The following is a 25,518-nucleotide window of genomic DNA, read 5'->3' as shown; positions in this document are numbered from 1 at the left end:
ATCCATCCGGTTATGTGCAAATAAGACGGATTGTATTATTTTAGTATCTATGCATGCTACCTTTGTATTGTACATTGGCCTCATACTGGTAATCCTGTTACTGGTGATGCTGGCGCAACGTCTGAAGATCTCTTATCCCATTGTCCTGGTATTAGGTGGTTTGGGAATCAGTTTCATTCCCGGCCTGCCGGTTATCGCTATCGATCCGCAGCTGATTTTCCTGATTTTTCTACCTCCCTTACTGTATGAAGCCGCCTGGTATACATCCTGGAAGGAGTTCTGGAAATGGCGCAGGGTGATCGGCTCTTTTGCCTTTGGTATTGTCCTGCTCACGTCCTGTGTGATTGCGGTAGTATCCGATTATCTTATCCCCGGTTTTACACTGGCACTGGGCTTTTTGCTGGGAGGTATTATCTCTCCGCCCGACGCAGTTTCTGCCAGTACGGTATTGAAGGGCGTGGATGCGCCTAAAAGGCTTTCATCCATCGTAGAAGGAGAGAGCCTGATGAATGATGCATCCAGCTTGATCGTATACCGTTTTGCACTGGCAGCAGTTATCACCGGCTCTTTCTCATTCCATGAAGCAGCCATCAGTTTTGTGGTGGTGATAGTAATGGGTATTGCCACAGGGATTGCCGTGGGACTGGTATTTTATGCCCTTCACCGCTGGCTGCCCACTACTCCCAGTATGGATACCGTACTGACATTGGTAGCGCCCTATGTGATGTATATAACAGCGGAGTCTTTTCATTTCTCCGGTGTACTGGCCGTTGTAAGCGGAGGCCTTTTTATGACCAACAGGCGTAATTCCATTCTGAGTCATCTGAGCCGGATACAAGGAATCAACGTATGGGCCACGGTAGGATTTGTGCTGAATGGTATTGTATTTATGCTGATAGGTCTTGAACTGCCCGTAGTGGTACACCAGCTGGGAGAAAGCTCACTGACACAGGCCATCTGGTATGGACTGATCATTTCGGTGGTAGTGATCGTTACCCGCATTCTGAGTACATTGGGCGCTTCTGTATTTACCGTATTTATCAGCAGGTTCATTAAGACGGCGGATAGTCATCCGGGCTGGCGTATGCCACTTGTATTTGGTTGGGCAGGTATGCGGGGTGTGGTATCCCTGGCGGCGGCATTATCCATTCCATTGATGGCCGGCGGCCATCCGTTCCCACAACGTAATATGATCCTCTTTATTACTTTCGTTGTAATACTGGTAACGCTGGTACTGCAGGGGCTCACACTGCCCTGGCTGATCCGCAAACTGAAGCTGGAAGATCCGGACTACGTGATGTCAGAACTTGAGCAGGAGATCCTTGTCAGAAAGAAACTGGCATATATTGCCCTGGACACGCTCGATAACCAGTTCAAAGATGATGTGGAAGAGAATGTGTTATTGCAGCAGTTAAGATCGAGCCTGGAGAATGAACATACCTTTTTACAAAGTTATGCTGAGTCGCACGGGGTAGACGTAAACCGGCGGCATGCCATTAAACGCTACCGCGTTGTTTATTTTGCATTGTTAAAGGAACAACGGAAGATGCTGAAACAGATCAATAGGAAAGCAGAATTTAATGAAGAGATTATCCGCAAACATTTTTCACAGCTGGACCTTGCAGAAGAGAAAATAAGGTTACAGTTTTAATAAAAGATAAGGGCTGTCGCGATATGACAGCCCTTATCTTTTATTATAGCTCGCTTTGTTCTATCAGCTGCAAAACAAATTTGTTGTATTCGTCTTTCATGGGTAATTCATCATTCACAAAGAGTTGTCTTCTCTTTACCACAACAGGTTCTGCTGTTTTTGGATTAAATCCAGTTTTATCCATCTCTGCCCAATAAAAACCAATCCCTCTTTTCTGCCAGGAAGGCAATTCATTGAAGTTAATATTATAGCTGAAGAGCAGCTCATTTTTATCTGCGGTGCTCATCTTTTCTATCTTCTGCGTAGCTGTCAGCCGGGTATGATTATCCTTCCTCAGCTGCCAGTAACAGTGTGCATTGAGGGAGTTCCGGTGTGCATCTTCATTACGCCATCTGAAATAGTCGACTACCAGCTGTTTGTTCGGCAGTTCACAGATCCTGCAATCAAATGCCGCAAGACTACCCAGTTGCAGTGAGAATTTGGCGCTGGCTTCTCCCGCTAAGATGGAAGTATATTTCCGGTGTTTACGGGCAAATGCATTTTCTTCAAGATGAAAAAGCAGTGATATCTCATCACTTTCAGTATAACCATATACCACGTTGAAGCCACTGTTCATCAGGTGCTTCACAGTTTCTATCATATAGTCTCTGAATACCGGGTCGAACGGGGCTTCGAAAGGATGTACCTCTTTGGTTAACTTAGTAAAACCTCTGCCGTCAATACGGGCTACCATATACATGCCGGGGAGAACGTTTCTGTCATGCGCGGTTTCATACACCCGCATTTTGCTGTCTAATTCATCAAATTTCATGATTCCATGCTTTTATTGTAAAGCCGTCTGGGCCTAATTCCACATAATGTAATTCATCAAAACCCTCACTGAGCTGTGGTACCTCCAGGCGCTTATAAGTATTTAAAACACCTACCTTCGGGATCAGTGCTTTCCCTGTCCGCTGACTGTTCCTTTCCAGCGAATCGCTTAGGCTCGATTTAAAGTAATATCCTATGACCTTAAACTTGTATTCTCTGGCGAGTTTGATATATTTCTCCCTGTCTGTTGCTCCGGGGTTTGTATTATCCACGACAAACGGCTGCGTGCCTTTGATGCATGCGCCAAGGAAGAGGTCTTCCCGGTATCTGCTTTTCAACAGGTCCAGGGAGATCCTGACATGGGTCTGTAAAAAGTGTTCCTTGTAAAAGCCGGTTTTTCCGGTAGCCTGTAGTCCACAAAAAATGATCGCTTCCATGGTATGGGTGTTCGGGATGCAAAATAAGGGCAATAACGACATATTTATACAATATTTTCCCATCTCATTCGTCCTCCCTCATATGAACGAGATCAAGGTATACGATGCCCGCGCATTCACCTCCCGGTTTATGCCCTCCCAGGAATTGGAGAGCCTCCTGAAGGGCGACCTGAATAAGTTCCTGATATGCAGGGTAGAAGATATGTACCGGCATGTAAAACAAGCCGTACCCGCTTCCCGGTCGCTGACCCATTCCTGTCTGTTCCTGACAGAAGGATCGGCTATTATGAAGATCGGTAGCGAGGAGTATTGCATCCGGAAAGGGGAAATGTTGTTCGTACCTGCCGGACAGGTCTTCTCTTTTGACATCCATGACAGGAACAAAGGTATTTTCTGCAATTTCCACGACGATATGCTGCTGGGCAGATATGGCAACAGCGAGTTGCTGAAAGAGTTTGAATTCCTGAAAGTATGGGGTAAACCCCATATTGCGCTGGATAAAGAAACAGCCGGTTTCGTACTGCATCTTTTTGAGCGGATACTGCAGGAGTATGTGGAACACGGCTTACAGCACATGAATATTTTACAGCCCTATCTGATCGCCTTATTCTGTGAAGTGAACAGGGCATATGAGCCTGTCCTGACCAATCAGCAGACGAATGCAGTAGGTATCACCAATAAATTCCGGGAGCTGGTATTCCAGAATATCCGGAATCGCCATTTGGTAAGCGACTATGCCGCCATGCTGAATATCTCTCCCAGTCATTTGAATAAACTGGTGAAAACGATTACCCGCAAGGCTCCTACGAAATGGATTGATGAAGCGATCGTACAGGAAGCAAAAGTATTACTAAGCCAGTCCGATTTCCCTATCAGTGAAGTGGCCATACAGGTAGGTTTCGACGATCAGTCCTATTTCACTCGGCTGTTCAAACGCTATGAAGGAATGACGCCTACAGAATTCAGAAGAATGATTAAAATGTCCTAAATAGTACTTTTTATGTCCTAACAGTTTCGCTCGTTTCGATAGAACTTTGCGGAACAAAATGTAGAGATGTATTTTTCATTGTTACTATTACATTCTTTTTTCAGATGGATGGTCGTATTTAGTCTGCTGTATGCCATATACCGGGGCCTCCGCGGATGGATAAGCAAACGTTCTTTTACGCTGGCTGACAACAGGGTCAGGCACATCACCACCACTATTGCTCATGTACAGCTTGCATTGGGATATGTGTTGTATTTCAACAGCCCGCTGGTTGCCTGGTTCAGAGGAAACTATCATGAAGCCATCAAACAATTTGATTACTTATTTTTTGGATTGCTGCACGTGATCCTGATGACGATCGCTGTGATCGTTATAACTATCGGCTCTTCTTCCGCCAAAAGATCAGTCATTAACCAGGATAAGTTCAGGATAATGACCCTGCTCTTCATCCTGGGCCTGCTAATTATCTTCATTGCCATACCATGGCCCTTTTCGCCACTGGCGAACAGGCCATACATCAGAACATTTTAAAAATGATGCGTTTACTCAGTACAAAAGTGGGCCGTTTAAGGCTGATCGGTTTTTTAGAAGGAATTTCTTTATTGGTATTAATAGGAATCGCTGTGCCCATGAAATATGCTTCGGATGATCCCTCCCTGGTAAAGCTGATGGGACCTATACATGGTTTTTTCTTTGTGATCTTCATCATCAATGCATTAAGCGTTGGGATTGAGTACAAATGGAAATTCAGTGAAATCACCTGGAAAGTATTGCTGGCCTGTATGATCCCATTCGGTACTTTTTATATTGACTACAGGATCTTGCGGCGGATGGAATAAGCGGGAATAAAGAGTATATTTGTTGTATACTGTGTTGCCCGGATGCATATCGAAACATACATACCCGTAGCCATCTTACAGCCCTTTATCAAATCTTTCATGATCATTGAAAGCGAATACGCCGTGCAGAACAAGATACTGCCGGATACCGCTGTAGTAATGGCCTTCAGGCTGAGGGGAACAGTTGTGGAGAATGACCAGGTGATATTGCCGGCAGCGGCATTGGGAGGACTCAGAAAGTCTTACCGCTCGCTGAGTTATGCCGGCAACACCGCCAACCTGCTGATCGTTTTTCGGGAAGATGGTGCTGCCGCTTTCTTTAAGGAGCCACTGCATGAATTATTCGGAGCTTCTGCTTCACTGGATAATTTCATCCGCAGGCAACAACTGGATGATATAATAGAACAACTGGCCGCTGCTCCTGATAACCTGGCCTGCATAGACATTATACAACGATTCCTGCTGACTACCTGGAAACAGACAAAACCCGACCTGCTGGTACAGGAGGCGGTGCGTAATATCAGGCAGGCAGGAGGGAACCTTCGGATAAAAGAGCTGCTGCAGGAACTGCATATCAGTCAGGATGCTTTTGAGAAACGGTTCAGGAAGATAACAGGCGCTACTCCCAAACAGTTTGCATCTATCGTCCGGTTAAGAAACCTGATCGGCCGGGCGGACAGCAGTACGCTGACAGAACTGGCGTATGAAGCCGGATATTTTGATCAGGCGCATTTCATCAAAGACTTCAAATCATTCACCGGCAGAACACCAAGGGAATTCTACAAATCAGCAATATATTGGTAAACCTGAATTATGTTCTATGGCTATCGTAAAACCAGTGCTGCGCGCATTTGACTATGCTAAAGTAATAGAGTTCTATGTTGAATGGCTGGGCTTCCAGGTAGACTGGGAACACAGGCCTGATAACTCCCCCTTTTACATGCAGCTCTCCATGGGAGATATCGTACTGAATATTTCGGAGCATCATGGAGATGCCAGTCCGGGCGCCTGTGTATGTGTAGACGATTTTAAAGATATCGAAGCCTATCAGAAAAAACTGATCGATAAACAATACAAGTATAACCGCCCCGGCCTGGAAGAGGCGTTTTATGACCCCTCCATACTGACCGTCACCGTAAACGACCCGTTTTATAACAGGATCATTTTTTCCGGAAAGAAGCAGTAAAAACTTACTTATCCAATAGTCTTCTGTGGTAATTGATCTGCCCGAGGTGATAACCCAGGTGAGTGGCAAGATGAAGCAACATATAAGCGGTTGTTGTTTTACCATCAAAAACAACAATAGGGTATTCCTCCGATAACTTATCCTCTGAGAGACTAACCAGGGTCTTGTCAACCACATTGATCGTGTCTTCTATCTTTTGCAGCAATTCCTCGCGGGGAACATCCTTAAGGGAAAATTCCAGGTCCCTGTGGCGGACATAGCCGGAATTACCTAACTGTGCACCAATGAAAGTGTTTAAATTTCCGACAAGATGTAAACAAAGATTACCAGCCGTGTTCGCAATGTTGGCCTCGATTATCCATAGAGCAGGCTCATGCTGATATAAGGATATCTCTTTCTTTAACTTATTCAGATCCCGGTTGAAGATCTCTTTCAGAGCTGTAAGTGTCGACATATATGCAAAGTTTCCGATATGCAAGATACGTCTTTTTCTACGGGGTGTAGCATTAAATGGACACGCTACGGTAGAAATATGCCCTCACTACTTCTTCGCTATCATCCAGTACAGGTTTCTTGGTAGAGAACAGTGCTCCTTCTACAGATTTTTGCAGGTATTGCTGGTTCCAGTGCATGATTGCGTCGTCAGGGGTGTCACCACAGCCATGAATACCGTACTCGGGACTTTCACCCAGGATGCAGCAGTAGTCGTGCCCATCATTTAGAAGAACTGGTTTATACTTCCTGACCGCATCCGGCATTTCATTTGAGTTGTAGTCAACAGGAATAATTTTAATCTTATGTGTCGTTTCCATAGCACTCTTTTTTGGAAGAAATAACCCAATAAATATGCCATGCCAAAGCATGAAAATGTTTACTTTTATTCCATCCAATTATATTGAGAATTTTATTAAGATAAATTAAGCAGTAAATGAACGGTGCGATTTATGTCCGGCATGTCTCGGTGAAAGATGCGGCCCAGGTAGCCGCCTTGTCAGGCGAATTAGGATACCCCTCAACAGTGAAAGACACCATCTCATACATTCAGGCAATCGATAAAAGTATTTGTGATGTTGCCTATGTTGCAGTGAACGGAGAAACTGTTCTTGGGTGGATCCATGTGCTCTATACCATACGCCTGGAATCAGGACCTTTCTGCGAGATCGGTGGATTGGTTGTAGCCCGCAATGCACAAGGCAGAGGTATCGGTGGATTACTGGTCGACAAGGCAAAGAAGTGGTCGGCGGAGAGAAACATCAGTACACTACGTGTACGCAGTAATGTGATCAGAGAAGGAGCGCATGGCTTCTATATCAAGAATGGTTTTAAAGAGTTTAAACAACAGAAGGTGTTTGATTATACGATTGGTGAGGAGAACCTGTCGGAAAAGACTGCTGTTGAAAACACCAAAGTGAACGAATAAGAAAAACTATGTAAAGACGATCAAGTCTTTAAGTGTTACATCATCTCATATTCAGTAATCCAGGAGCAAATTAAATTCCCGTAATTCCACTTCACGAAAATGTTTTCTATAGTTCCTGTGATGCGAAAATATTCCTGAATCATCGAAAAAGTTGCTCACCAGAGATCATACGAAAATCCCTGGTAAGCAACCTTATTTTTAATACTTCCTTTTTTTGCGAAGCGCATTTACCTGTTTGGATATTTTACCAAACTGTTGTTCCATTCTTCTTTTTTCTACGCTGCTCGCCTGATAGTGATATTGCTCCCTGATCAGTTTCAGATAATTGCGATATACTGTCATGGGTAGTGTGCCTTCCTCAACAGCAGTAATGACAGCACAGCCGGGCTCCTGCTGATGTGTACAATCGCGAAAACGGCATTTTGCAGATAATTCTTCTATCTGTGGATGGTGGAAGTTTATACCTTCATCTGCATCTATGGTAAGGCCGAATTCCCGCATACCGGGTGAATCAATGAGCATACTGCCATTAGGCAGCATGACCAGGTGACGGGCCGTGGTGGTATGTTTACCTTTATTATTGAATGTGCTGACGCTTCCTTCCTTTTGTATGCATTCGCCAGACAATGCGTTGAACAGCGTACTTTTTCCTACGCCGGAAGAACCCAGTAAAGCAAAGGTCTTTCCCGGTTGAAGATACCGGGTAGTCCAGCTTTCCAATTGCTGATGATGTAATGCACTGGTGAGCAGTACCGGGCAATTATATCCAAGGGCCAGCACCTGCTGGCGGTATGCCTCCGGATCATCTACAAGGTCCTGCTTATTAAGGACGATAACAGGCTGTATATCGCATTGGTAAATCTGCTGCAGGTAACGTTGCAGTCGCTGCAGGTTGAAGTCGCGATCAAGCCCCTGTATGATCAGCGCTGCATCGATATTAGCGGCAATCACCTGTTGCTGACTGCTCTTACCGGGCAGTTTCCGGCTTAAGGCATTTTGCCGTGGTAATGTGTCGATGATGATGCTTTGATCATCGTAAGGTTTGAACACTACCCAGTCGCCTACCTTAGGCAGTTCCCAGGTTTCTTTACTGTTAGTAAGGGCGCCGGCCAGCAAAGCAGTGGATGGTCCGTTATTAGTAATGATTGTATGATTGAAGCCGTTAATAGCAGTTACGCGGCCAGCTTCCAGGCCCTGGTTAAAAAAGGGTGTATAGTGTTGTTCGAAATGGCTGTTCCAGCCATATTGTGATAATAATGACATTGTTGAATAGATTGCAGCGCTGTGCATGCGGACAATATGCAGTGTCCGGGCAACAGGGCATTGGTTCATAAAAAAATATGAAATAGCAGAGTGGGGGAAACGCAGGAAGGTAATAATCGGATTAAACTACCAGCTGCGTTACGCTGCAATCATTCCGGCGGAAGATGGGCGGTATGTAGTATTGTTGAATGTCATACGTGGCAAAGATAAGTATTTTATATATCGGAATATACAAAAGAAAAAACCGCCCCAATTATTATTGAGACGGTTCCTTTCCATTTCTAACTATTCCTATCATCGTTCATGCTATCTCTTATCTTTCAATGACCATCCTGTTTTTAATCCTATAATAAATGCGACAAGCAGTAATTCCCCGGTTGCCAGTAGTATGTCACCCGGCACACGCAGCCAGCGTAAGGTTTGCATAGTTGGTGTCTGCATGAATTCAGCAGAACGTGCATACCAGTACCCATGCTGAATAGAGGCGATGCCCTGCATAATACCTATTGGCAGCATGCTGACTGTTACCATTACCAGCAATCCTATATTGATCATCCAGAAGGCGGTGCCGATCAGTTTTTCATTCCAGTGATGATCAGGATATAATCCTCTCAGCACAAACAGCATCAGACCAATACCGAGTATGCCATATACACCGAATAGTGCAGCATGTCCATGCACTGCCGTGGTATTCAGCCCTTGTATGTAGTACAGTGCGATCGGCGGATTGATAGCAAAACCGAAGATACCAGCACCCAGGAAGTTCCAGAAGCAGATGGCGATAAAGCAGTAGATCGGCCATTTATAAGCTTTGATCCATGGAGTGGATTTGCTGAGTGTATAGTTGTGATAAGCCTCATATCCTATCAAAACCAGCGGTACTATTTCCAGTGCACTGAAAGTAGCGCCCAATGCCAGTACGGCAACCGGTGTAGCGCTGAAGTAAACGTGATGGAAGGTACCCAATATACCTCCTGCGAGGAACACGATGGTGGAGAAAAGCACACTGATAGTAGCTGACTGCATACGCAATAGCCCCAGTCTGCAGAACAGGAATGCGGATACCACTGTAGCAAATACTTCGAAGAAACCTTCTACCCACAGATGCACTACCCACCAGCGCCAGTATTCAGCAATGGCGAGATGTGTCTGTCTGCTATACATCAGACCCGCTGCATAGAATACAGCGATAGCCACAGATGCGATCACAAACAACGTCAGCAGGTGACGGCTTTCATCTTTCTTTTTTAATGCCGGCAGCAATGCGCGTAGCATTAATACCAGCCAGAGTACCAGTCCTATGAGCAGTAAGATCTGCCAGATCCTTCCCAGCTCAATGTATTCATAACCCTGATGCCCCCAGAGGAAGTTGTCTACCAGCCCGAGTTTCTGCATCACACCCAGCCATTGGCCTGTTAAAGAACCGCCTACAACAATAATGAGCGCTACGAAGAGAACATTCACACCGAGCTTCTGATAACGTGGCTCATGACCGGAGATAGCAGGTCCCATATAAAGACCGGTAGCCAGCCAGGAAGTAGCAATCCAGAAGATGGCCAGTTGTACGTGCCAGCTGCGGGAGATAGACTGAGGCAGGAATTTGTCCAGCGGAATGCCATAAAAACCTTGTCCTTCTACGCCATAGTGTGCAGTGATGATACCTGCCAGCATCTGTACCAGGATGAGTATACTCACTATCCAGATATATTTCAGTACGGCCTTCATGGAAGGTGTTGGCTGCATATTCCGCAACGGATCTGCGGTTGGCAGATCAACATGTTCATCTTCTTTATTACGCACATGATACAGTACGAGCAATGCGATACAACCCAGTAACAGTAATACACTGAAACCTGACCAGAGATGCAGGGAAGCGGATGGCACATTGCCTACCAGTTCATCATTGGGCCAGTTATTGGTGTATGTAACGTGTGTACCATCTGGCCTTTCGCTGATACATACCCAGGTGCTCCATGCGAAGAAAGTCGTCATCAGTCGCATACGCTCCGGATCTTTGATAGCGCCTTCCTGTATCGCATACTGATTACGCAGTACGCTGAATGAAGGATCGCTCATGAACAGTTTGGTGTAATAAGCAGCCAGTTCATGAAAGACTTTTGCCCTGCTGGCAGAATAGGTAATTGTATTTTCTGCGGCATTGAACGTATTACTTCTGAGGTCCCGTTTCATCCGGTCTTTATACACAAGCTGTTCTTCGCTGGGTAAGCTGCTATATACTTTCCCGTCTTTTTCAGCGAGCGCAGTCAGCATAGCGAGTGATTCACGATGCAGGTAGTCGGCTGTCCAGTCAGGAGCAATATAAGCCCCATGCCCCCAGATACTGCCTACTGTTTGTCCGCCGATAGATTGCCACACATTCTGGCCGTCTTTGATATCCTGCCCGGTGAACAGCACCTCACCGGTTTCACTCACCACCTTTGCTGGAATAGGTGGGGCTTTCCTATATATATCATTACCGAAGAAAATGAGCACGGCAAATGAGCTGGCCATTACCAGGGCCAGCGAAAGCCATAGTTTTTTTGTAGTCATGGTTATATTTTGTAGTTGGTATGGACTAAGTGAGGAGGGCGTTATTACGACAACGCCTGCTCAAGCTGAACAGCTTTTGGAAACAGGATGTTATTTTCGAGATGGATATGGCGCAGGAGGTCTGCCTCAAATGCTTTCATTTTTTCAAAAAGCAATGTATAGGAATTGCAGGCGCCTTGCGGTAGGGCATAGTCGTTAGTGAGTTTCCGGAAAGTACGGAGGTCTTCGCCGGAAGTATCATGTTCAGCACGCATCACTTTGATAGCACTCAGTATAAAGCTCTTTGCAGGTGATGCTTCTTTCGTCCGTAATTCTTCCAACTGAACGATAGCGGGAAATAATATCCGTTCTTCTTTTTCCAGGTGTTGCTGCAGGTCATCCAGGAAGGCGATGGTACCGGTTTCCAGTTCAGCTAACTCAGGATGTTCCTTGCCATGCCTGCGGGCTACTTTAACAGCCAGCTGCTCTATAATGGGCGCATTCTCTCTGACATATTGATGATGGGTACCGACAATGTGATTAATCAGTATATGCAGATCCTGGTTGATGTAATCCTCGGTTGCCGGCACGGCTTCTTTAGTTACCTTATCCAGTTCAGCGAGAAGTATCGCTTCATCTATGCCGCGCCGGCGGGCAGCTTCTTTCAATGTAATATTACCACCACAGCAGAAGTCAATACCGTGTTTGGCAAATACATCCGCCTTGCGGTAATCGGCTGCTGCCATGTCTGCTACGGTTACCTGGTCGGGATGAGCATCTCTTTTTTTCACCAGCACCCGCCACAGTGAAGGACCGTTCTCCAGGTAATCGAAGGTGACAATATTCCCCTTTTTACTGATCAGCTCATAATAAAGCGGTTTAGGATCATGATCGTTGTGTATAATAAACTCTTCACCGGGAAGCAGTGCGTCAAAAGCCTCGATAATGGTCTGGTGTTTTACAGCCGGTGCCAGGGTAGGCACATCTAAGATTCTTGTAGTATTCATCTCAAGCGTATTTATAGTCAATAAATGATCATTTGTGGTACCTATGAATTGCAGTTATTATATAATAGATATTAATACCTTTTTATCCTTTATTATTTCAAAAATTTTTAGTCTCTGCGTAAGAATGTCAGTTTTTTGTCCAGCTGTTCCTGGAGATCGCCTACCTTGGTTTTATTCAGCATGTTGGTAATATCTTTTCTGATATTGATAAACTCATGGTGAAGAGGGCAGGGATGTTTATCTGAACATTGTTTCAGTCCGAGGCCACAACCGGAAAAGATATCGTCTCCATCTACAGCTTTCACAATGGTGGCGAGGGTTGTTTTCCTTCCGCTGTTATCCAGGTAGAATCCACCGGTAGGACCTTTCAGCGACTGTACAACACCTTTTCTGCCAAGGTCCTGTAAGATCTTTGCAATGAAGTGCTCGGGAGAATCTATTCCCTTCGCGATCTCTTTGATTCCCACTCTGCTTCCATCCTTCGATTGCTGCGCAATAAATATCATCGCCCGGATGGCATATTCACAAGTCTTTGAAAACATCCTTTCAATTTATGGAGCAAATATAGTACAGATTTTTATTAAAAGACAAAAAAGTCTTTTAATTAATAAAAAGCCATAACTTTGACAACAGTAAGCGGTAGATGATATGGTTATTACATCGCCGTTGAGATTAAAAAAAGGTAAGATTACAGTTATGACAGATATTGAGTTAAGGCAGCCGCTGGCAGATATTCAGACAGATGAAGATGTAGCAAAACTTGTGTATACATTTTATGACAAGGTAAGAGCAGATGAATTGCTCGGGCCTGTATTTGAGGAAGCGATTGCCGACTGGGGACCACACCTGCAGATCATGTGTAATTTCTGGAGTACGATGCTGTTGTATTCCGGCAAGTATAAGGGAGATCCTATGAGTAAACATTTTTCTCTGCCCATAGACCCCAGTCATTTTAGTCAGTGGTTGTCACTTTTCAATGGCACGGTGGATACACTGTTCCAGGGAGAGGTGGCTGACAATGCCAAAGCGCGTGCTAAGAATATAGCAAGGATCATGCAGTCCATGCTGGGATTTACGCCCAATAATAATAACTAACCGGAGCATAGAATAAATCATCTGCAGAAGCGGATAAATTGTCCTATACTCCGGTGTAGTATCAGATGGCGAAAGGAGAATAATGGCGTGTAAATTTTAGGCCTGGTCTGCCGACACGCTTGCTTCTGCAGTAGGCATAGCGCTGAGATCGATGTACATGGCCTGCCAGAGGTGGCCGTCTATGTCCTGGAAAGCGCGGGCATACATCCAGCCACAGTCCTCCGCCTTACTGTCTGCCCATACGCCGGCAGCCAGCGCTTTGTCGCCAAGATCGTCTACTTTCTCCTTGCTATCCACGGAGAAGGAATTAATTACTTCCGCAGATTTCGAGGTGTCAGCAATATTTTTTTGGATCAGTGATCTGAAGAAATCTTCCACCAGCAACATTACATAGATGTTCTCACCGATAATGAAACGGGTTGCTTTCTCATCCGTAAATTGCTGATCGAATTCGAAGCCCAGTGTGGTGAAGAATGCTTTGGATTTTTCCAGGTCTTTAACAGGTAATTCCACGAAAATTTGTGTTGCCATTTCTTGTAGGTTTATAGATTTTTTAGAATCACGCATGAGGAATGATCACTTCGTCTTCCAGCACTTCTCCTTCAAATCCGCTTTTTCTCAGCAGATTAATTATTACTGATGGAATAACGGTACCGGATATACACTCCACTCGCAGTATCCTGTCACGGTCTTCCAGATCAAAATTTGCTTTGTAATCGGCGTGTATTCTTTGCATCTGTGTAAGGAACGTGCGAGCATGCTCCCGGTTGTTAACATTGGTTTTGAATACTTCTACCATATACATAAAAGTTTCAGGTTTGTAGGTTTTAATCAGGCTCGGCCATTAAAGGATCTTTCATGGAACCTTATGGTTGCAAAAATATGTGAAACCTTTTGGTTGCCCGGGTCGTAAAAACGACATATTAGGGGGGAGAATGGGACATTTTGGATGCCCGCAATGCGAGAGTTGGGGTATCTGCGGAGAATATCCCAGTAATGTGACAACTGTAGCGAAGATGATCAAAGTATAATGATCAGTAGTTATGGCCTGATAAAACCAAGTCCAAATGCAGTTCCAACCCCCAACAAAGCCCCCGCTGTAACATCGGTAGGATAGTGTACGCCCAGGTACATCCGCGAATAACCTACAGCGCCCGACCATAAGAAAGCCGGTGCAATCACATACCACTTAGGATAAGCCCGTACCAGGGCAGTTGCAGAACTGAGGGCAGACGACGTATGCCCGGAAGGGAAAGAAGTAGAAGAAGGCTGATAGACCGCGGTAAGATGAACATTTGATATAAAGGGCCGGGGGCGCCTGACCAATTTCTTGATCAGCGTATTCAACAGGAAAGTGGTGGCAGTACTGGTGGCAACATACAGGGCATTCTGACGCATGTCAGGATTGTGGTCGATGATGCCCGCAACCAGCAGACCGGCAGGAATGGCCACATTCACATAGTCGTTCGTGTTGGAGATGAACAGCCAGGCTTTGGTTTGTTCGGGTGTACGATGGGCTTCGAGGTATTCGAGTGTGTGGTCGTCGAAACGTTGCAGCCCTGATTGGGCGAAGCTAAAGGGAGGAGCTGTGGTCAGCAATAATAATGTCAGATATATCCGGGTAATACTTTTCATGTCCTGTCTTTAAATGATCGCCTGGTCAGATGCCCTGCGGATCAATTTACTAAATAAAGGCGGAATGGCTGTAATATCGTGGCGGATGTTACAGGAAATTAGTGGGAACGGTAATGTCCTGAATTACCCCTCAAGCTGTCCGAATCGCACATTACCTACCTCAGAAAATGCTGATATGTTTGCATCATAAAACAGACAATTATGAAAACGAACAAGATCAGAATTTTCTACTGGGTATCAACAGGCATTTTTGCATTATTGATGCTGATGGATAGTATAGGAGGGATCACACATGAAGCAACAGGTGTGGCCATTATGAAGCATCTGGGATATCCGGAATACGTGCTGACCATCTTTGGTGTAGCCAAGTTGCTGGGCGCTCTTGCTATTCTGCAGCCTAAATTCAGGACCCTGAAAGAATGGGCATTTGCAGGTTTTGCCATCAACTTCATCGGGGCATTCTGTTCCCGTGTAGCAGTAGGTGACCCTATCGGAGAACTGATCGCACCTGTAGTGGCATTATTGATTATGCTGCTACCTTATTATGCCTGGAAACGTTTTGAAGCAGTAAAAGGAACCGCATCATTAGCTGTGATCTGATCTGAATAAATAAAAGAAACTTACGGGATATACATAATCATCCGGCAGCCTTTAAATACGATAGAAGTATCAGGGAATTGCAGAGAAATGTATATCCCGGAAGTTTTTTAATCCTACAGTGACAATCTGAACATCATTCTCTCAAGCAGGAATGATCAGCAACGGAACATTACTTTGCCAGGCTAATTGCTTCGAGACGCTTTTCTGGAATATAGTAGCCAGCAGACTTTTCTTTTCATGAATAGCGATGATCAGTGAAATGTCGTGCTGACCAGCAAATTCGTTGATACTGTTAACTACATTCTTGTCTTCTATGTAATTGAAAGAAGGGTGATATTTGTCGAGTAACTGATGGATGTGTTTAATATCTTCCTGCGTTTCGACAGAGTAACCTTCGTCGTTGGCAACATTAACTACGAATAGTTCTACGTGTAAATTGTTGAGAATTTCAACCAGTCTGGGTAATGACTTTCCACGCCTGAGTATGTCAAAATCCACAGCCAGCAGTACTTTTTCAAGTGGTGTTATCCTCGCATCCTGGGGGACGATCACCAATGGATAATCACAGTTTTCCATTACCCGTATACTATGACTGCCCACCAGAAATTTCTCCAGGTTTGATTTATCGGCAAGACCAGCTACTACCAGGTCTACATGTTCTTTGCTGATCAGTTTTTTTACAGCTTCTTCCAGGATATCATCATCTGACATGGTATCAATTGTGATACCGGCAGCAGCTTGTTCCAGCATACTGCGAAGATTATCCAGCTGCATAGTACTCTCTTTATATAACTCATCCGGATTGGCCTGTACAACAGGTATTTCAGGCGTGACCGGTATGTTGGCGACAGGTTCCAGGCTTTGGTATGCATTAAGTAAAATGATGCGTTTGCTATGCAGCTGATTGGCCAGATGAATAGCGTAATTAGCAGCCCGTAGCGCTACATCGGAAAAGTCTGTAAGTACGAGGATGGTTTGCATGTGATGAGGTGTTTAATAAAAAGCGTGAAAAAATCAGGCCAGTGTTTTATCATCTCACGCTTAGCCACACGCCGACCATTCAGCAGGTCTGCTTCATGTGTCCATCCCTGACGGAGCTGCCACCTCTGTAAGCGCTGTTAACAAGTGATTCAAGTGCAGGAACGTCTTCTTTCCGGGCTAATGCAGTGTGTCTATTGGTCATAATGATTTGCAAGAGACAGCAGAAGCGTGGAATAATCCATACGCTTAGAAGTAGGCATTACCTTTCCAGCCTTATTACCATTCCCTCATCCCCGTCCAGGCTGATAGTATCGTTTACTATGCTGCCCTCCGTTTCGGGAAAAGTAGCAACTTCAATACGGCCGCGGAAGGGGAAATTAGCCGGCCTGAAATAACAGGGCAGATGTGTCAGATTTAATACGATCAGAAAACTGGAATGCCCTTCCTGTTGTCGCATAAAGGCAAGGATCTGGTTATCTGAAAATACGGGCGTATAGTCACCTGTTGTCAGCGAGGGTTCCCGTCTGCGTAAAGCAATGAGTTGCCTGTAGAGTGAGAGCATGGAATAAGCATCCGTCTGCTGTGCATTCACATTTACCCTTTGATATGTCTTTGACAGCCGCAGCCAGGGTTTACCTGTTGTAAATCCCGCATTTACACTGTTATCCCACTGCATGGGCGTACGGGAAGGATCCCTGCTGAGGTTCTTGTCCGGCATATTCAGTCCCTGCGGATCCTGTACTTCATCGAAAGGAATGGCCACATTGCGCATGCCTATTTCATCGCCATAGTAGATGGTCGGCGTACCACGAAGGGTAAGCAGTAACATTGCAGCTACCCTTGCCTGTAGCTGTCCCACACGGCTGGCAATACGATGCTGGTCATGGTTACTCAATACCCAGTTGGGCCATCCCTGAGCAGGAAGTGCGCCTTCATATTGATCGATGGCTACAGAGAGAGACGATGCTTCCCATGGCAGTGACAGCAGCTGGAAGTTGAAAGGGAGATGAGCGCCTTTGTTGTCTGCCCCGTAATAGGTCATCAGTTGCTTGATGGGCAAGTATATTTCTCCTATCATTACCCGGTCGCCTTCAAACTCGTCCATAACCTGTCTCATCTTTCGCACCACGTCATGCACTTCCGGCTGATCTGTTGAGTAAACAGGAAGCTGCTGTGAATAGGTGGGCATGTGTTGTTCGTAATCCGGATTGACAGGGTTATTGCGGAGCTGCTTGTCTTTGATCATGTGCCACATCACATCCACCCTGAAGCCGTCCACACCCTTTTTGAGCCAGTAACGCATGACGTCGAACATGGCTTCCTGTACGGCAGGATTCCGCCAGTTAAGGTCGGGTTGTTCTTTCAGGAATGCATGGTAGTAATACTGTTGTGTGGTAGCATCCCATTCCCAGGCCTCACCTCCGAATACGCTCAGCCAGTTGTTGGGAACACCGCCATCCGGCAACGGATCATGCCAGATATACCAGTCCCGTTTGGGATTATCAAGAGAGGAACGCGACTCCAGGAACCAGGGATGCTGGTCTGATGTATGATTAGGCACGAGGTCAAGTAACAACTTCATTCCTCTCTTGTGTACTTCGTTCAACAGGGCATCGAAATCCTGCATAGCGCCAAATAACGGATGTATATCCGTATAGTCGGCAATGTCATAACCGAAATCAGCCATGGGAGACGGATAGATGGGCGAGAGCCAGACAGCGTCTATGCCCAGCCATTGAAGATAATCCAGTCTGCTTATAATGCCTCTGAGATCGCCGATGCCGTCGCCATTGCTGTCCTGGAAAGAACGGGGATATATCTGGTATATTACACCTGTCTGCCACCATTTGTCGAAGATCGTTACCATGCTGATGAGTTTTTTAATGATACGCTTTGTGTTCACAACATTTTTGCCAGAATTTAACAGGCAGGATCAGCAATAGTTCCGGCCTGAAGCTTGTGGAGATCATGAAAACATACTACCATGGCAAGACCCAGAGCAAAAAAACATACCGTTGGTAAAGCAGGGAGAAAAAGATCCGGGAGAAAATGGTCCGCCCGGGTTTCCCGGACAAGCGATGCATTGGACCTGAAAGGAGGGATCTTTAAAAGCAGTAATCCGGAGGAAATTGCCCGTTCCCTGAAAAGATCTGCTACCAGGAGCAGACGTAAAAAAGGCACGCCTTATCAATCAGCAATGTCTATGTTGAACTTTTATATCAACAGGGCCGGAAAGAACCTGCCTGAAAAACAGCAGCATGTACTGGAAGATGCAAAGGATGAATTAAGGAAGGTATTTGGTAAGGAGGAATAGCTGTTTATCCTGATGTTATTTTAACTGAAAAGCCGGGAGAGAACAAGCAGAGAACAGGGGTAGAACTAGGAGAGAAGAAGCAGAGAACAAGCGATGAAGCTAATTTCGTATAGAGACTATCAGGAGGGGCGGTTTTCCCGGACGACTAATGAAGATAGTGAATAGCCTGCGTTGCCGGTGGCATTCGTATCGCAGCCGGATGAAAAACAACTCACTTTTTGCGCACAATTATTATATTGGTGGTTAATTTAACATTTCACGTTATATCACCAGCAGTATATCGCTACATTAAATTACACAGCATGCGCAAAACTATTATTTTCATCTGTTGCCTTTTCCTGTGGAAAATGGGCGGAGCCCAGGAATTGACATCACCGGACAAAAATCTGCACTTACAGTTCTCTATACAGCAAAACGGGATTCCGACCTATGCCCTGAATTACAAGGGTAAGGACGTGATTAAACCCAGTCATTTGGGGTTGGAACTAAAGGCGGATGCTTCTTTTATAGACAGCTTTGAGGTGGCTGGTACTAAAACGTCTTCTTTTGACGAAACCTGGCAGCCGGTATGGGGTGAGGTAAAAGACATCCGCAACCAGTATAATGAACTGGAAGTGAATTTACACCAGGTCTCTACAGATCGTACCCTGATCATCCGTTTCAGGTTGTTCAATGACGGGCTGGGATTCCGTTATGAGTTTCCGCAACAGCGGCACCTGACTTATTTTGTGATCAAAGAAGAACGGACAGAGTTTGCACTGGCAGGCGATCATAAAGCTTTCTGGCTGCCGGGAGATTACGATACCCAGGAATACAGTACCGTTACTTCCAATCTATCCGAAGTAAGAGGAAAGATGAAAGAGGCGGTTACGCCTAATGCTTCACAGACCGTTTTTTCTCCTACCGGACTGCAAACGCCATTGATGATGAAGAGTAAGGATGGCCTGTATATTAATATCCATGAAGCGGCATTGATTGAGTATGCTGCTTTATCGCTGGAGCTGGATGATAAGAATTTTGTACTCAGGTCTTTCCTGACGCCTGATGCGGTAGGAGATAAAGGTTATCTGCAGGCGCCATGTAAGTCGCCCTGGAGAACAGTGATCGTGAGCGACAAGGCCGGTGATATCCTGGCCTCTAAACTGATCTACAATCTGAACGAGCCTACGAAATATAAAGATCCTGCTTCCTGGATCAAACCGGTGAAATATGTGGGTGTATGGTGGGAGATGATCACGGGAAAAAGTACCTGGGCCTATACGGATCTTGAGAACATACAGTTAGGCGTTACAGACTATTCCAAAACGAAGCCGAACGGCAGGCATGGGGCCAATAACGCCCATGTGAAGGAATACATTGATTTTGCGGCTGAAAATGGATTTGATGCTGTGCTGGTGGAAGGATGGAACCAGGGCTGGGAAGACTGGTTCGGTAAAACGAAAGATTATGTATTTGACTTTCTGACACCATATCCCGATTTCGATGTACAGGAGTTACACCGTTATGCTGCCAGCAAGGGTGTAAAGATCATCATGCATCATGAAACTTCCTCTTCCGTTCGTAACTATGAGCGGCATATGGATACTGCATACAGGTTTATGGTCGCCAATGGCTATAATGCCGTAAAGAGCGGTTATGTAGGCAATATCATTCCAAGGGGAGAGCATCACTACGGACAATGGCTGGTCAATCACTATCTGTATGCCGTTACCAAAGCAGCGGAATATCATATTATGGTGGATGCACATGAGTCTGTGCATATGACAGGCCTTTCCCGCACCTATCCTAACCTGATCGGACAGGAGTCTGCCAGGGGCACAGAATATGAGGCCTTCGGTGGTAACAATCCGGATCATACCACTATCCTTCCGTTTACACGTCTGATAGGAGGACCGATGGATTATACACCCGGTATTTTCCAGATGAAGGTCAGCGCTTATAATCCGGAGAACACTTCCTGGGTGCGCAGTACCCTTGCACGCCAGCTGGCACTGTATGTAACGATGTACAGTCCTTTGCAGATGGCGGCTGACTTCCCTGAGACTTACCGGAAATATATGGATGCTTTCCAGTTCATCAAGGATGTGGCCATCGACTGGGATGATACGAAGATACTCGAAGCAGAACCGGGAGACTATATTACGATTGCACGTAAGGCTAAAGGTAAGAGCAGCTGGTTCATCGGTAGTACCTGCGATGAAAACGGCCGTGTATCGAAGATTAGTTTTGATTACCTGGATGCCGGCAAGAAATATATCGCTACTATTTATAGTGATAAAAAAGATGCGCATTATGAGAAGAATCCTCAGGCGTATCAGATCAGGAAAATGGTGGTGACAAATAAATCCATATTGTCACAGCAGTGTGCGCCAGGTGGAGGATATGCTATCAGTGTAGTAGAGGCGGATGATGCGGCTATTAAGGCATTGAAGAAATAGGGAAAATCTTTATGTGTTAAAAAGCTCCGCAGCAATGCGGGGCTTTTATGTTTATATAAAGGTGTAATACATGAGCGATGGATTAAAGGAATGTTAAATTCAGGACCTTTTAATGCAATACAGGATTTCTTCAGAATCTAACCAGAATTGACATCTACATTTGAACAATAGTATAATCATGTGATGAAAATGAAATATTTATTTGCCGGTCTGATTGGACTAATGGCCATGTCTTTTACAGCGTGGCAGCCGGATTTTGAAACAGCAAAAAAGATTGCAAGAGAAAAAGATCAGCTTATTCTATTGAACTTTTCCGGTTCTGACTGGTGTGGACCATGCATCAGGTTGAAGAAGGAGATATTTGACAGTGAACAATTTTCGGGGATGGCTGACACTACATTGATTATGGTAAATGCTGACTTCCCCCGCAACAAAAAGAATCAGCCGGATAAGCAGGTGCAATTACAGAATGAGGCACTCGCCGACAAATACAATCCTATGGGCAAATTTCCCTTTACTGTTTTATTGAATGCCGACGGTAAGGTTATTGCTTCCTGGGACGGTCTGCCGAAAGCGGATGCGGCCCTTTTTACCCGGCAGGTAAAAAGTATTTGTGATGCTAACAAACACTGAGCAGACACTGATCGCCTTTAAGCGGACACAGAGGTTGATGGGCAATACATTCGAGATCACTGTAGTTGCTGAAGATGAACGTTGGGCACAGGAGAAGATAGACCTGGCAATAGCGGAGATCAGCCGTATCGAGCAATTGCTGACTACTTTTAATGATGACAGCCAGACGAATCAGATCAACAGGCAGGCAGGTATCAGTGCGGTGAAAGTAGACCGTGAGGTTTTTGAGCTCATACAACGCTCCATCCGGATCTCGGGTGTTACAGACGGGGCTTTCGATATCACTTATGGCTCGATTGATAAACGGCTCTGGAACTTTGACCGGTCAATGACTGCATTGCCCGATGAGGCAACGGCAAAGGCGATGGTCAGGCTTATTAACTATCGGAACATAATACTGGATGCAGAGAACTGCAGTGTATTGCTGAAGGAAAAAGGCATGCGCATCGGATTTGGTGGCATAGGCAAAGGATATGCTGCAGAAATGGCAAAGGCCCTGCTTAAACGGGAAGGCGTAAAAAGCGGTATTGTAAATGCTTCCGGCGATCTGACCACCTGGGGGCTACAGCCTGACAATACCCCCTGGACCATTGGTATAGCACATCCCGACAATGCTCATCTGCCATTTTCCTATATGAACATCACAGACATGGCAGTGGCTACATCAGGGAATTATGAGAAATATATCACCATTAATGGCAAGCGGTATTCACATACCATTAATCCGAAAACAGGTTTGCCTGTTACCGGTATTAAAAGCGTTACTATTATCAGCCCGAATGCAGAGATCGCGGATGCCATGGCAACGCCGGTAACGATCATGGGAATCAAGGCAGGTCTGAATATGATCAATCAGATCAGGTACCTGGGCTGTATTATTATAGACGATCATAACAACATCTACACATCAAAAAACATCAATTTACAATGAGGGCAAACAGGAGAGGCTTTTCTACAGGGATTGCGCTGGGATTCATGCTAGCTGCACTCACTTTCACTTCCTGTACAACAGTGAAGGAATACCAGAAGAATAGGCTAAATGACTCGGAAATGGTACTGGGAAATCGTAAAGTAGAGAAAACGGAGCTGAACTTTCAATCTTACCGGGAAGGCTCATCTGGTGCGAATGCCGGAAAGAGTGGCGGAGGATGCGGGTGTAATTAATTTCAGCAGCAAAGAAACAATGTATCAATGAAACGGATCTTTTTTACGGCCGCTGCTATCCTCGCTATTCTGCGTGCCAATGCACAGGAGGTGAAAGACAGTACAGGGTATGAAAGCAGAAAATTAAAGGTAGAGGAAATCAACCTGATATCGAGCTATTATCATCAGAATGGAGAAAATGCAGCAGTAACAGGAGGCGTTGGTTCTCAAAAGCTGACAGACATTGCGAATGTATTTGATGTAAAGTTGTTTAAGTATGACAGGAAAAACCGTAAGCATACTTTTGATATAGAGATTGGCCTGGACAACTATACTTCCGCCTCTTCAGACAGGATTGATCTGAAGGCCAATTCATCAGCGTCTCATGCTGATACCAGGATATATCCTTCATTGACCTGGAGTGTAGAGAATGAAAAGAAGGGTACTACATTCGGAATAGGGGTATCTGCTTCAACAGAGTTTGACTACAAGTCGTTCGGCGCCAATGTTAGCTTTGCAAAGAAAACAAGGGATAGGAACGGAGAGTTCTCGGCTAAGTTCCAGACTTACCTCGACAGGGTAACGTTGATCGCTCCTGTAGAATTGCGGCCGGGCGGTGAAGAGGATAAGAATTATCCTACAGCTAACAGGAATACTTACGCCGGTTCCCTGTCGTATTCGCAGATCATCAATCAACGTCTGCAGGTTACTTTACTGGCAGACCTGGTTAGTCAGTCGGGATATCTGGGACTACCTTTTTACCGGGTGTATTTTACTGACGGATCGGTACACCAGGAAACACTTCCGGACAAAAGACTGAAGGTGCCGCTGGGACTCAGGGCCAATTATTTCCTTGGAGACAGGTTTATTATAAGAACTTACTACCGTTTCTATACTGATGACTGGGGACTGACCTCGCATACTGCCAGTATAGAAGTACCGGTAAAGATTACACCGTTTGTATCGGTGAGCCCTTTTTACAGGTATTACACACAGTCGGCGGTGAAATATTTTGCTCCCTATCAGCAGCATACCAATGGCGAACAGTACTATACAAGCAATTATGATCTTTCAAAGTTCAGCAGCAATTTTGTAGGGGCTGGTATCCGTCTGGCGCCACCGCGGGGAGTATTAGGCATGCAGCATTTCAATATGATCGAATTACGTTATGGGCATTATGTGAAGAACATCAACATGAGTTCAAATATCGTATCGGTGAACCTGAAGTTTAAATAATGCTTAGAAGATGTATCAGGAATAAATGGAAGCTCCGGGAGTTGTTTAAACGATGAGAAGCTTTCATCAGGTGTCAAAAAAAAGAGGTGTATCAGATCTTTGATACACCTCTTTTTCATTTCTGTATGAGCGCCCGTTTTACTTCCGGAATCTCCATAACCAGATCAGGGCCATAAGCACTGGCAGGTGTTTGATACCCCGGCTTATAATCACCGTTTATAATTTTCTTTGCAATAACCAGTATCGCATAGGCTGTCAGCGAGTATGCCTCCGGTGTCTCCATAGTGGCTTCTATGGACGCTCCTTTTGCATTTGTGACCTTACCCCAGATATGACTCACTGCTTTATCGCGAACCGCCTGATTTGGGCCGGCAGATTGCATTTTAAAGATGCCCATCAGAATGCCTCTGAGGAAGGATGTTTTTAACAGCCAGTTAAATAAAGACTGGGCTTTCAGGAAATACCAGGCTGCCTTGTTAATGGCAGTATATGTCGTGATATTGGGTATGCCGGTGGAGAAGTAAGCAGTACTGATATCTCCCCAGGGAATACTCATTACAAATACCGGCTGTTGATGCCCCGGGAATTTGACAGACATACCTCTCTTTCCCATAGGCTCATATGCGATCTGTCCATTTTTACGGGTAGCGCCGGGTGTACCCAGTTTATGTAAGGTGCTGATGGATGTACCACGTGATAAGGCACTGCCGATAACAGCGAAAGCGATTGTCAGATGGTCGGCATCCGGCAATTGCTGTTTCAGATATAATGCCAGGCAGTCCGTCGGTACAACGTCAAAACCGGCGCCGGGCAATATCATAATATCTTTTGCTTTAGCCTGCTGATCATATTTATGCAGTAACTCAAATACATCGAGGTCGCCGTTAAGGTCAATGTAATGCGTATTGGTGGCTATGCAGGCGTCTATCATCGGTTGAGCGGTGATATGATAAGGGCCCGCGGCCTGTATAACCAGAGCGATATCTTCCAGGGCAGCTTTTAAGCCGGTACTATCATCCAGTTCGATAATGCGGAAATCGAGGTTGAGCTCTTTGGCAAGGGCCTCAATAGCAGTCTTTTTTCTGCCGGCAAGGATAGGTGTCAAGCCGTATTGACCGGCATACCGGGCAATCAGTTCTCCGGTATAACCATTGGCTCCATAGAGTAGGATTCTGTTACGTTGCATGGGGGAAAAATACAAGATACAGGGCAAACTACAAATTATAGTTTGCGGAGGTTCCATGACGCCACCCCAGGTTGAAACCCGGGGCGACAATCATGGCGCTCCTACCCGAGCGTATGTTTTAGAATGA

The 25,518-nt window shown here is 45.4% G+C and carries 30 protein-coding genes; 15 read left to right on the top strand and 15 right to left on the bottom strand.

The genetic code is table 11. The features are described 5' to 3' along the window. The first annotated feature begins 49 nt into the window (after positions 1 to 49). Complete coding sequence (locus BLR32_RS31825; RefSeq protein WP_089838368.1) at positions 50 to 1,651, top strand: Na+/H+ antiporter; 1,602 nt, start codon at positions 50 to 52, stop codon at positions 1,649 to 1,651. Between the two features lie 43 nt (positions 1,652 to 1,694). Here the strand turns inward: BLR32_RS31825 and BLR32_RS31820 are convergent, their stop codons facing one another. Then, entirely contained in the window at positions 1,695 to 2,462 is a 768-nt protein-coding gene (locus BLR32_RS31820) for a tRNA(His) guanylyltransferase Thg1 family protein (protein WP_089838366.1), read from the bottom strand. Then, positions 2,452 to 2,898, bottom strand: a complete 447-nt coding sequence (locus BLR32_RS31815; RefSeq protein WP_089838363.1) for an AAA family ATPase — start codon at positions 2,896 to 2,898, stop codon at positions 2,452 to 2,454. Before BLR32_RS31815 ends, BLR32_RS31820 begins: the two co-directional genes overlap by 11 nt. Positions 2,899 to 2,980: 82 nt before the next feature. On the opposite strand from BLR32_RS31815, the gene BLR32_RS31810 reads away from it, so the two are divergent. The 5 genes from BLR32_RS31810 to BLR32_RS31790 all read left to right on the top strand — a co-directional run bounded on the left by BLR32_RS31810 (position 2,981) and on the right by BLR32_RS31790 (position 5,911). Continuing rightward, positions 2,981 to 3,886, top strand: a complete 906-nt coding sequence (locus tag BLR32_RS31810) for a helix-turn-helix domain-containing protein (RefSeq protein ID WP_176842501.1) — start codon at positions 2,981 to 2,983, stop codon at positions 3,884 to 3,886. Between the two features lie 66 nt (positions 3,887 to 3,952). Beyond that, positions 3,953 to 4,417 carry a hypothetical protein gene (locus BLR32_RS31805; protein ID WP_089838358.1) on the top strand — a complete coding sequence of 155 codons (465 nt, stop codon included), beginning with the start codon at positions 3,953 to 3,955 and terminating at the stop codon, positions 4,415 to 4,417. 2 nt (positions 4,418 to 4,419) lie between these two features. Beyond that, the gene (locus BLR32_RS31800) at positions 4,420 to 4,725 is read left to right on the top strand and encodes a DUF3817 domain-containing protein (RefSeq protein ID WP_089838356.1); all 306 of its coding nucleotides are present in this window, start codon (positions 4,420 to 4,422) and stop codon (positions 4,723 to 4,725) included. A gap of 42 nt (positions 4,726 to 4,767) precedes the next feature. Continuing rightward, entirely contained in the window at positions 4,768 to 5,529 is a 762-nt protein-coding gene (locus tag BLR32_RS31795; RefSeq protein WP_089838354.1) for a helix-turn-helix transcriptional regulator, read from the top strand. 16 nt (positions 5,530 to 5,545) lie between these two features. Further along, the gene (locus BLR32_RS31790; protein ID WP_089838352.1) at positions 5,546 to 5,911 is read left to right on the top strand and encodes a glyoxalase superfamily protein; all 366 of its coding nucleotides are present in this window, start codon (positions 5,546 to 5,548) and stop codon (positions 5,909 to 5,911) included. A 4-nt stretch (positions 5,912 to 5,915) separates the two neighbouring features. Here the strand turns inward: BLR32_RS31790 and BLR32_RS31785 are convergent, their stop codons facing one another. Then, entirely contained in the window at positions 5,916 to 6,365 is a 450-nt protein-coding gene (locus BLR32_RS31785; RefSeq protein WP_089838350.1) for a DinB family protein, read from the bottom strand. 52 nt (positions 6,366 to 6,417) lie between these two features. Next, positions 6,418 to 6,723 carry a hypothetical protein gene (locus BLR32_RS31780; RefSeq protein WP_143011665.1) on the bottom strand — a complete coding sequence of 102 codons (306 nt, stop codon included), beginning with the start codon at positions 6,721 to 6,723 and terminating at the stop codon, positions 6,418 to 6,420. Between the two features lie 116 nt (positions 6,724 to 6,839). Here BLR32_RS31780 and BLR32_RS31775 point away from each other — a divergent pair, with 116 nt between their 5' ends. Then, positions 6,840 to 7,331: a GNAT family N-acetyltransferase gene (locus tag BLR32_RS31775; RefSeq protein ID WP_089838345.1), complete on the top strand. Its 492-nt coding sequence runs from the start codon at positions 6,840 to 6,842 to the stop codon at positions 7,329 to 7,331. A 198-nt stretch (positions 7,332 to 7,529) separates the two neighbouring features. Here the strand turns inward: BLR32_RS31775 and rsgA are convergent, their stop codons facing one another. From rsgA to BLR32_RS31755, 4 genes are all read right to left on the bottom strand, one after another. Next, positions 7,530 to 8,594, bottom strand: coding sequence for a ribosome small subunit-dependent GTPase A (rsgA, locus tag BLR32_RS31770; RefSeq protein WP_089838343.1), 1,065 nt, complete (start codon positions 8,592 to 8,594; stop codon positions 7,530 to 7,532). Between the two features lie 306 nt (positions 8,595 to 8,900). Continuing rightward, positions 8,901 to 11,144 carry a nitric-oxide reductase large subunit gene (locus tag BLR32_RS31765; protein WP_089838340.1) on the bottom strand — a complete coding sequence of 748 codons (2,244 nt, stop codon included), beginning with the start codon at positions 11,142 to 11,144 and terminating at the stop codon, positions 8,901 to 8,903. Positions 11,145 to 11,188: 44 nt separating this feature from the next. Further along, positions 11,189 to 12,130 carry an iron-sulfur cluster repair di-iron protein gene (ric, locus tag BLR32_RS31760; RefSeq protein WP_089838337.1) on the bottom strand — a complete coding sequence of 314 codons (942 nt, stop codon included), beginning with the start codon at positions 12,128 to 12,130 and terminating at the stop codon, positions 11,189 to 11,191. Between the two features lie 107 nt (positions 12,131 to 12,237). Then, positions 12,238 to 12,672, bottom strand: a complete 435-nt coding sequence (locus BLR32_RS31755) for an RrF2 family transcriptional regulator (RefSeq protein ID WP_089838335.1) — start codon at positions 12,670 to 12,672, stop codon at positions 12,238 to 12,240. A gap of 154 nt (positions 12,673 to 12,826) precedes the next feature. Here BLR32_RS31755 and BLR32_RS31750 point away from each other — a divergent pair, with 154 nt between their 5' ends. Beyond that, entirely contained in the window at positions 12,827 to 13,225 is a 399-nt protein-coding gene (locus tag BLR32_RS31750) for a group III truncated hemoglobin (protein WP_089838475.1), read from the top strand. Between the two features lie 96 nt (positions 13,226 to 13,321). Here the strand turns inward: BLR32_RS31750 and BLR32_RS31745 are convergent, their stop codons facing one another. From BLR32_RS31745 to BLR32_RS31735, 3 genes are all read right to left on the bottom strand, one after another. Continuing rightward, the gene (locus tag BLR32_RS31745; RefSeq protein WP_089838473.1) at positions 13,322 to 13,756 is read right to left on the bottom strand and encodes a VOC family protein; all 435 of its coding nucleotides are present in this window, start codon (positions 13,754 to 13,756) and stop codon (positions 13,322 to 13,324) included. Between the two features lie 28 nt (positions 13,757 to 13,784). Then, positions 13,785 to 14,024 carry a hypothetical protein gene (locus tag BLR32_RS31740; RefSeq protein ID WP_089838333.1) on the bottom strand — a complete coding sequence of 80 codons (240 nt, stop codon included), beginning with the start codon at positions 14,022 to 14,024 and terminating at the stop codon, positions 13,785 to 13,787. Positions 14,025 to 14,266: 242 nt separating this feature from the next. Then, positions 14,267 to 14,860 carry a phosphatase PAP2 family protein gene (locus BLR32_RS31735; RefSeq protein WP_089838331.1) on the bottom strand — a complete coding sequence of 198 codons (594 nt, stop codon included), beginning with the start codon at positions 14,858 to 14,860 and terminating at the stop codon, positions 14,267 to 14,269. 201 nt (positions 14,861 to 15,061) lie between these two features. On the opposite strand from BLR32_RS31735, the gene BLR32_RS31730 reads away from it, so the two are divergent. Next, entirely contained in the window at positions 15,062 to 15,460 is a 399-nt protein-coding gene (locus tag BLR32_RS31730; RefSeq protein WP_089838329.1) for a DoxX family protein, read from the top strand. 141 nt (positions 15,461 to 15,601) lie between these two features. Here BLR32_RS31730 and BLR32_RS31725 read toward each other — a convergent pair whose 3' ends face one another. From BLR32_RS31725 to BLR32_RS31720, 3 genes are all read right to left on the bottom strand, one after another. Then, positions 15,602 to 16,441 carry a universal stress protein gene (locus BLR32_RS31725; RefSeq protein ID WP_089838327.1) on the bottom strand — a complete coding sequence of 280 codons (840 nt, stop codon included), beginning with the start codon at positions 16,439 to 16,441 and terminating at the stop codon, positions 15,602 to 15,604. Positions 16,442 to 16,520: 79 nt separating this feature from the next. After that, entirely contained in the window at positions 16,521 to 16,643 is a 123-nt protein-coding gene (locus BLR32_RS34535) for a hypothetical protein (protein ID WP_262487454.1), read from the bottom strand. A 57-nt stretch (positions 16,644 to 16,700) separates the two neighbouring features. Beyond that, the gene (locus tag BLR32_RS31720; protein WP_089838471.1) at positions 16,701 to 18,308 is read right to left on the bottom strand and encodes an alpha-amylase family glycosyl hydrolase; all 1,608 of its coding nucleotides are present in this window, start codon (positions 18,306 to 18,308) and stop codon (positions 16,701 to 16,703) included. A 117-nt stretch (positions 18,309 to 18,425) separates the two neighbouring features. Here BLR32_RS31720 and BLR32_RS31715 point away from each other — a divergent pair, with 117 nt between their 5' ends. The 6 genes from BLR32_RS31715 to BLR32_RS31690 all read left to right on the top strand — a co-directional run bounded on the left by BLR32_RS31715 (position 18,426) and on the right by BLR32_RS31690 (position 24,205). Beyond that, positions 18,426 to 18,755 carry a DUF3175 domain-containing protein gene (locus tag BLR32_RS31715; protein ID WP_089838324.1) on the top strand — a complete coding sequence of 110 codons (330 nt, stop codon included), beginning with the start codon at positions 18,426 to 18,428 and terminating at the stop codon, positions 18,753 to 18,755. 302 nt (positions 18,756 to 19,057) lie between these two features. Next, positions 19,058 to 21,193: a glycoside hydrolase family 97 protein gene (locus BLR32_RS31710; protein ID WP_089838322.1), complete on the top strand. Its 2,136-nt coding sequence runs from the start codon at positions 19,058 to 19,060 to the stop codon at positions 21,191 to 21,193. A 189-nt stretch (positions 21,194 to 21,382) separates the two neighbouring features. After that, positions 21,383 to 21,826: a thioredoxin family protein gene (locus BLR32_RS31705; RefSeq protein ID WP_089838468.1), complete on the top strand. Its 444-nt coding sequence runs from the start codon at positions 21,383 to 21,385 to the stop codon at positions 21,824 to 21,826. Beyond that, positions 21,810 to 22,757, top strand: coding sequence for an FAD:protein FMN transferase (locus BLR32_RS31700; protein WP_089838321.1), 948 nt, complete (start codon positions 21,810 to 21,812; stop codon positions 22,755 to 22,757). The genes BLR32_RS31705 and BLR32_RS31700 overlap by 17 nt, the downstream gene beginning before the upstream one ends. Next, positions 22,754 to 22,990, top strand: a complete 237-nt coding sequence (locus BLR32_RS31695; RefSeq protein WP_394331209.1) for a DUF4266 domain-containing protein — start codon at positions 22,754 to 22,756, stop codon at positions 22,988 to 22,990. Before BLR32_RS31700 ends, BLR32_RS31695 begins: the two co-directional genes overlap by 4 nt. A 27-nt stretch (positions 22,991 to 23,017) precedes the next feature. Continuing rightward, a complete protein-coding gene (locus BLR32_RS31690; protein ID WP_089838319.1) occupies positions 23,018 to 24,205 on the top strand; it encodes a DUF3570 domain-containing protein in 1,188 nt (395 codons plus the stop codon). A gap of 115 nt (positions 24,206 to 24,320) precedes the next feature. On the opposite strand, the gene BLR32_RS31685 is transcribed toward BLR32_RS31690, so the two are convergent. Further along, complete coding sequence (locus BLR32_RS31685; RefSeq protein ID WP_176842500.1) at positions 24,321 to 25,391, bottom strand: saccharopine dehydrogenase family protein; 1,071 nt, start codon at positions 25,389 to 25,391, stop codon at positions 24,321 to 24,323. Positions 25,392 to 25,518 lie beyond the last annotated feature (127 nt).

It is taken from the genome of Chitinophaga filiformis (assembly GCF_900102545.1).
In the GTDB taxonomy this organism is placed as follows: domain Bacteria; phylum Bacteroidota; class Bacteroidia; order Chitinophagales; family Chitinophagaceae; genus Chitinophaga; species Chitinophaga filiformis.
The sequence above is the reverse complement of the archived record's forward strand: the minus strand, read 5'-3'. Positions and strand labels throughout refer to the sequence as shown.

Bases quoted from the DNA above. Each gene is read 5' to 3' on its own strand.
- BLR32_RS31765 (WP_089838340.1), bottom strand. From the start codon at position 11,144: ATGACTACAAAAAAACTATGGCTTTCGCTGGCCCTGGTAATGGCCAGC.
- BLR32_RS31685 (WP_176842500.1), bottom strand. From the start codon at position 25,391: ATGCAACGTAACAGAATCCTACTCTATGGAGCCAATGGTTATACCGGA.
- BLR32_RS31725 (WP_089838327.1), bottom strand. From the start codon at position 16,441: ATGCAAACCATCCTCGTACTTACAGACTTTTCCGATGTAGCGCTACGG.
- BLR32_RS31805 (WP_089838358.1), top strand. From the start codon at position 3,953: ATGTATTTTTCATTGTTACTATTACATTCTTTTTTCAGATGGATGGTC.
- BLR32_RS31700 (WP_089838321.1), top strand. From the start codon at position 21,810: ATGCTAACAAACACTGAGCAGACACTGATCGCCTTTAAGCGGACACAG.
- BLR32_RS34535 (WP_262487454.1), bottom strand. From the start codon at position 16,643: ATGACCAATAGACACACTGCATTAGCCCGGAAAGAAGACGTTCCTGCA.
- rsgA (WP_089838343.1), bottom strand. From the start codon at position 8,594: ATGTCATTATTATCACAATATGGCTGGAACAGCCATTTCGAACAACAC.
- ric (WP_089838337.1), bottom strand. From the start codon at position 12,130: ATGAATACTACAAGAATCTTAGATGTGCCTACCCTGGCACCGGCTGTA.
- BLR32_RS31705 (WP_089838468.1), top strand. From the start codon at position 21,383: ATGAAATATTTATTTGCCGGTCTGATTGGACTAATGGCCATGTCTTTT.
- BLR32_RS31735 (WP_089838331.1), bottom strand. From the start codon at position 14,860: ATGAAAAGTATTACCCGGATATATCTGACATTATTATTGCTGACCACA.
- BLR32_RS31785 (WP_089838350.1), bottom strand. From the start codon at position 6,365: ATGTCGACACTTACAGCTCTGAAAGAGATCTTCAACCGGGATCTGAAT.
- BLR32_RS31695 (WP_394331209.1), top strand. From the start codon at position 22,754: ATGAGGGCAAACAGGAGAGGCTTTTCTACAGGGATTGCGCTGGGATTC.
- BLR32_RS31800 (WP_089838356.1), top strand. From the start codon at position 4,420: ATGATGCGTTTACTCAGTACAAAAGTGGGCCGTTTAAGGCTGATCGGT.
- BLR32_RS31710 (WP_089838322.1), top strand. From the start codon at position 19,058: ATGCGCAAAACTATTATTTTCATCTGTTGCCTTTTCCTGTGGAAAATG.
- BLR32_RS31740 (WP_089838333.1), bottom strand. From the start codon at position 14,024: ATGGTAGAAGTATTCAAAACCAATGTTAACAACCGGGAGCATGCTCGC.
- BLR32_RS31810 (WP_176842501.1), top strand. From the start codon at position 2,981: ATGAACGAGATCAAGGTATACGATGCCCGCGCATTCACCTCCCGGTTT.
- BLR32_RS31790 (WP_089838352.1), top strand. From the start codon at position 5,546: ATGGCTATCGTAAAACCAGTGCTGCGCGCATTTGACTATGCTAAAGTA.
- BLR32_RS31690 (WP_089838319.1), top strand. From the start codon at position 23,018: ATGAAACGGATCTTTTTTACGGCCGCTGCTATCCTCGCTATTCTGCGT.
- BLR32_RS31745 (WP_089838473.1), bottom strand. From the start codon at position 13,756: ATGGCAACACAAATTTTCGTGGAATTACCTGTTAAAGACCTGGAAAAA.
- BLR32_RS31820 (WP_089838366.1), bottom strand. From the start codon at position 2,462: ATGAAATTTGATGAATTAGACAGCAAAATGCGGGTGTATGAAACCGCG.
- BLR32_RS31780 (WP_143011665.1), bottom strand. From the start codon at position 6,723: ATGGAAACGACACATAAGATTAAAATTATTCCTGTTGACTACAACTCA.
- BLR32_RS31795 (WP_089838354.1), top strand. From the start codon at position 4,768: ATGCATATCGAAACATACATACCCGTAGCCATCTTACAGCCCTTTATC.
- BLR32_RS31750 (WP_089838475.1), top strand. From the start codon at position 12,827: ATGACAGATATTGAGTTAAGGCAGCCGCTGGCAGATATTCAGACAGAT.
- BLR32_RS31815 (WP_089838363.1), bottom strand. From the start codon at position 2,898: ATGGAAGCGATCATTTTTTGTGGACTACAGGCTACCGGAAAAACCGGC.
- BLR32_RS31730 (WP_089838329.1), top strand. From the start codon at position 15,062: ATGAAAACGAACAAGATCAGAATTTTCTACTGGGTATCAACAGGCATT.
- BLR32_RS31715 (WP_089838324.1), top strand. From the start codon at position 18,426: ATGGCAAGACCCAGAGCAAAAAAACATACCGTTGGTAAAGCAGGGAGA.
- BLR32_RS31825 (WP_089838368.1), top strand. From the start codon at position 50: ATGCATGCTACCTTTGTATTGTACATTGGCCTCATACTGGTAATCCTG.
- BLR32_RS31775 (WP_089838345.1), top strand. From the start codon at position 6,840: ATGAACGGTGCGATTTATGTCCGGCATGTCTCGGTGAAAGATGCGGCC.
- BLR32_RS31720 (WP_089838471.1), bottom strand. From the start codon at position 18,308: ATGGTAACGATCTTCGACAAATGGTGGCAGACAGGTGTAATATACCAG.
- BLR32_RS31755 (WP_089838335.1), bottom strand. From the start codon at position 12,672: ATGTTTTCAAAGACTTGTGAATATGCCATCCGGGCGATGATATTTATT.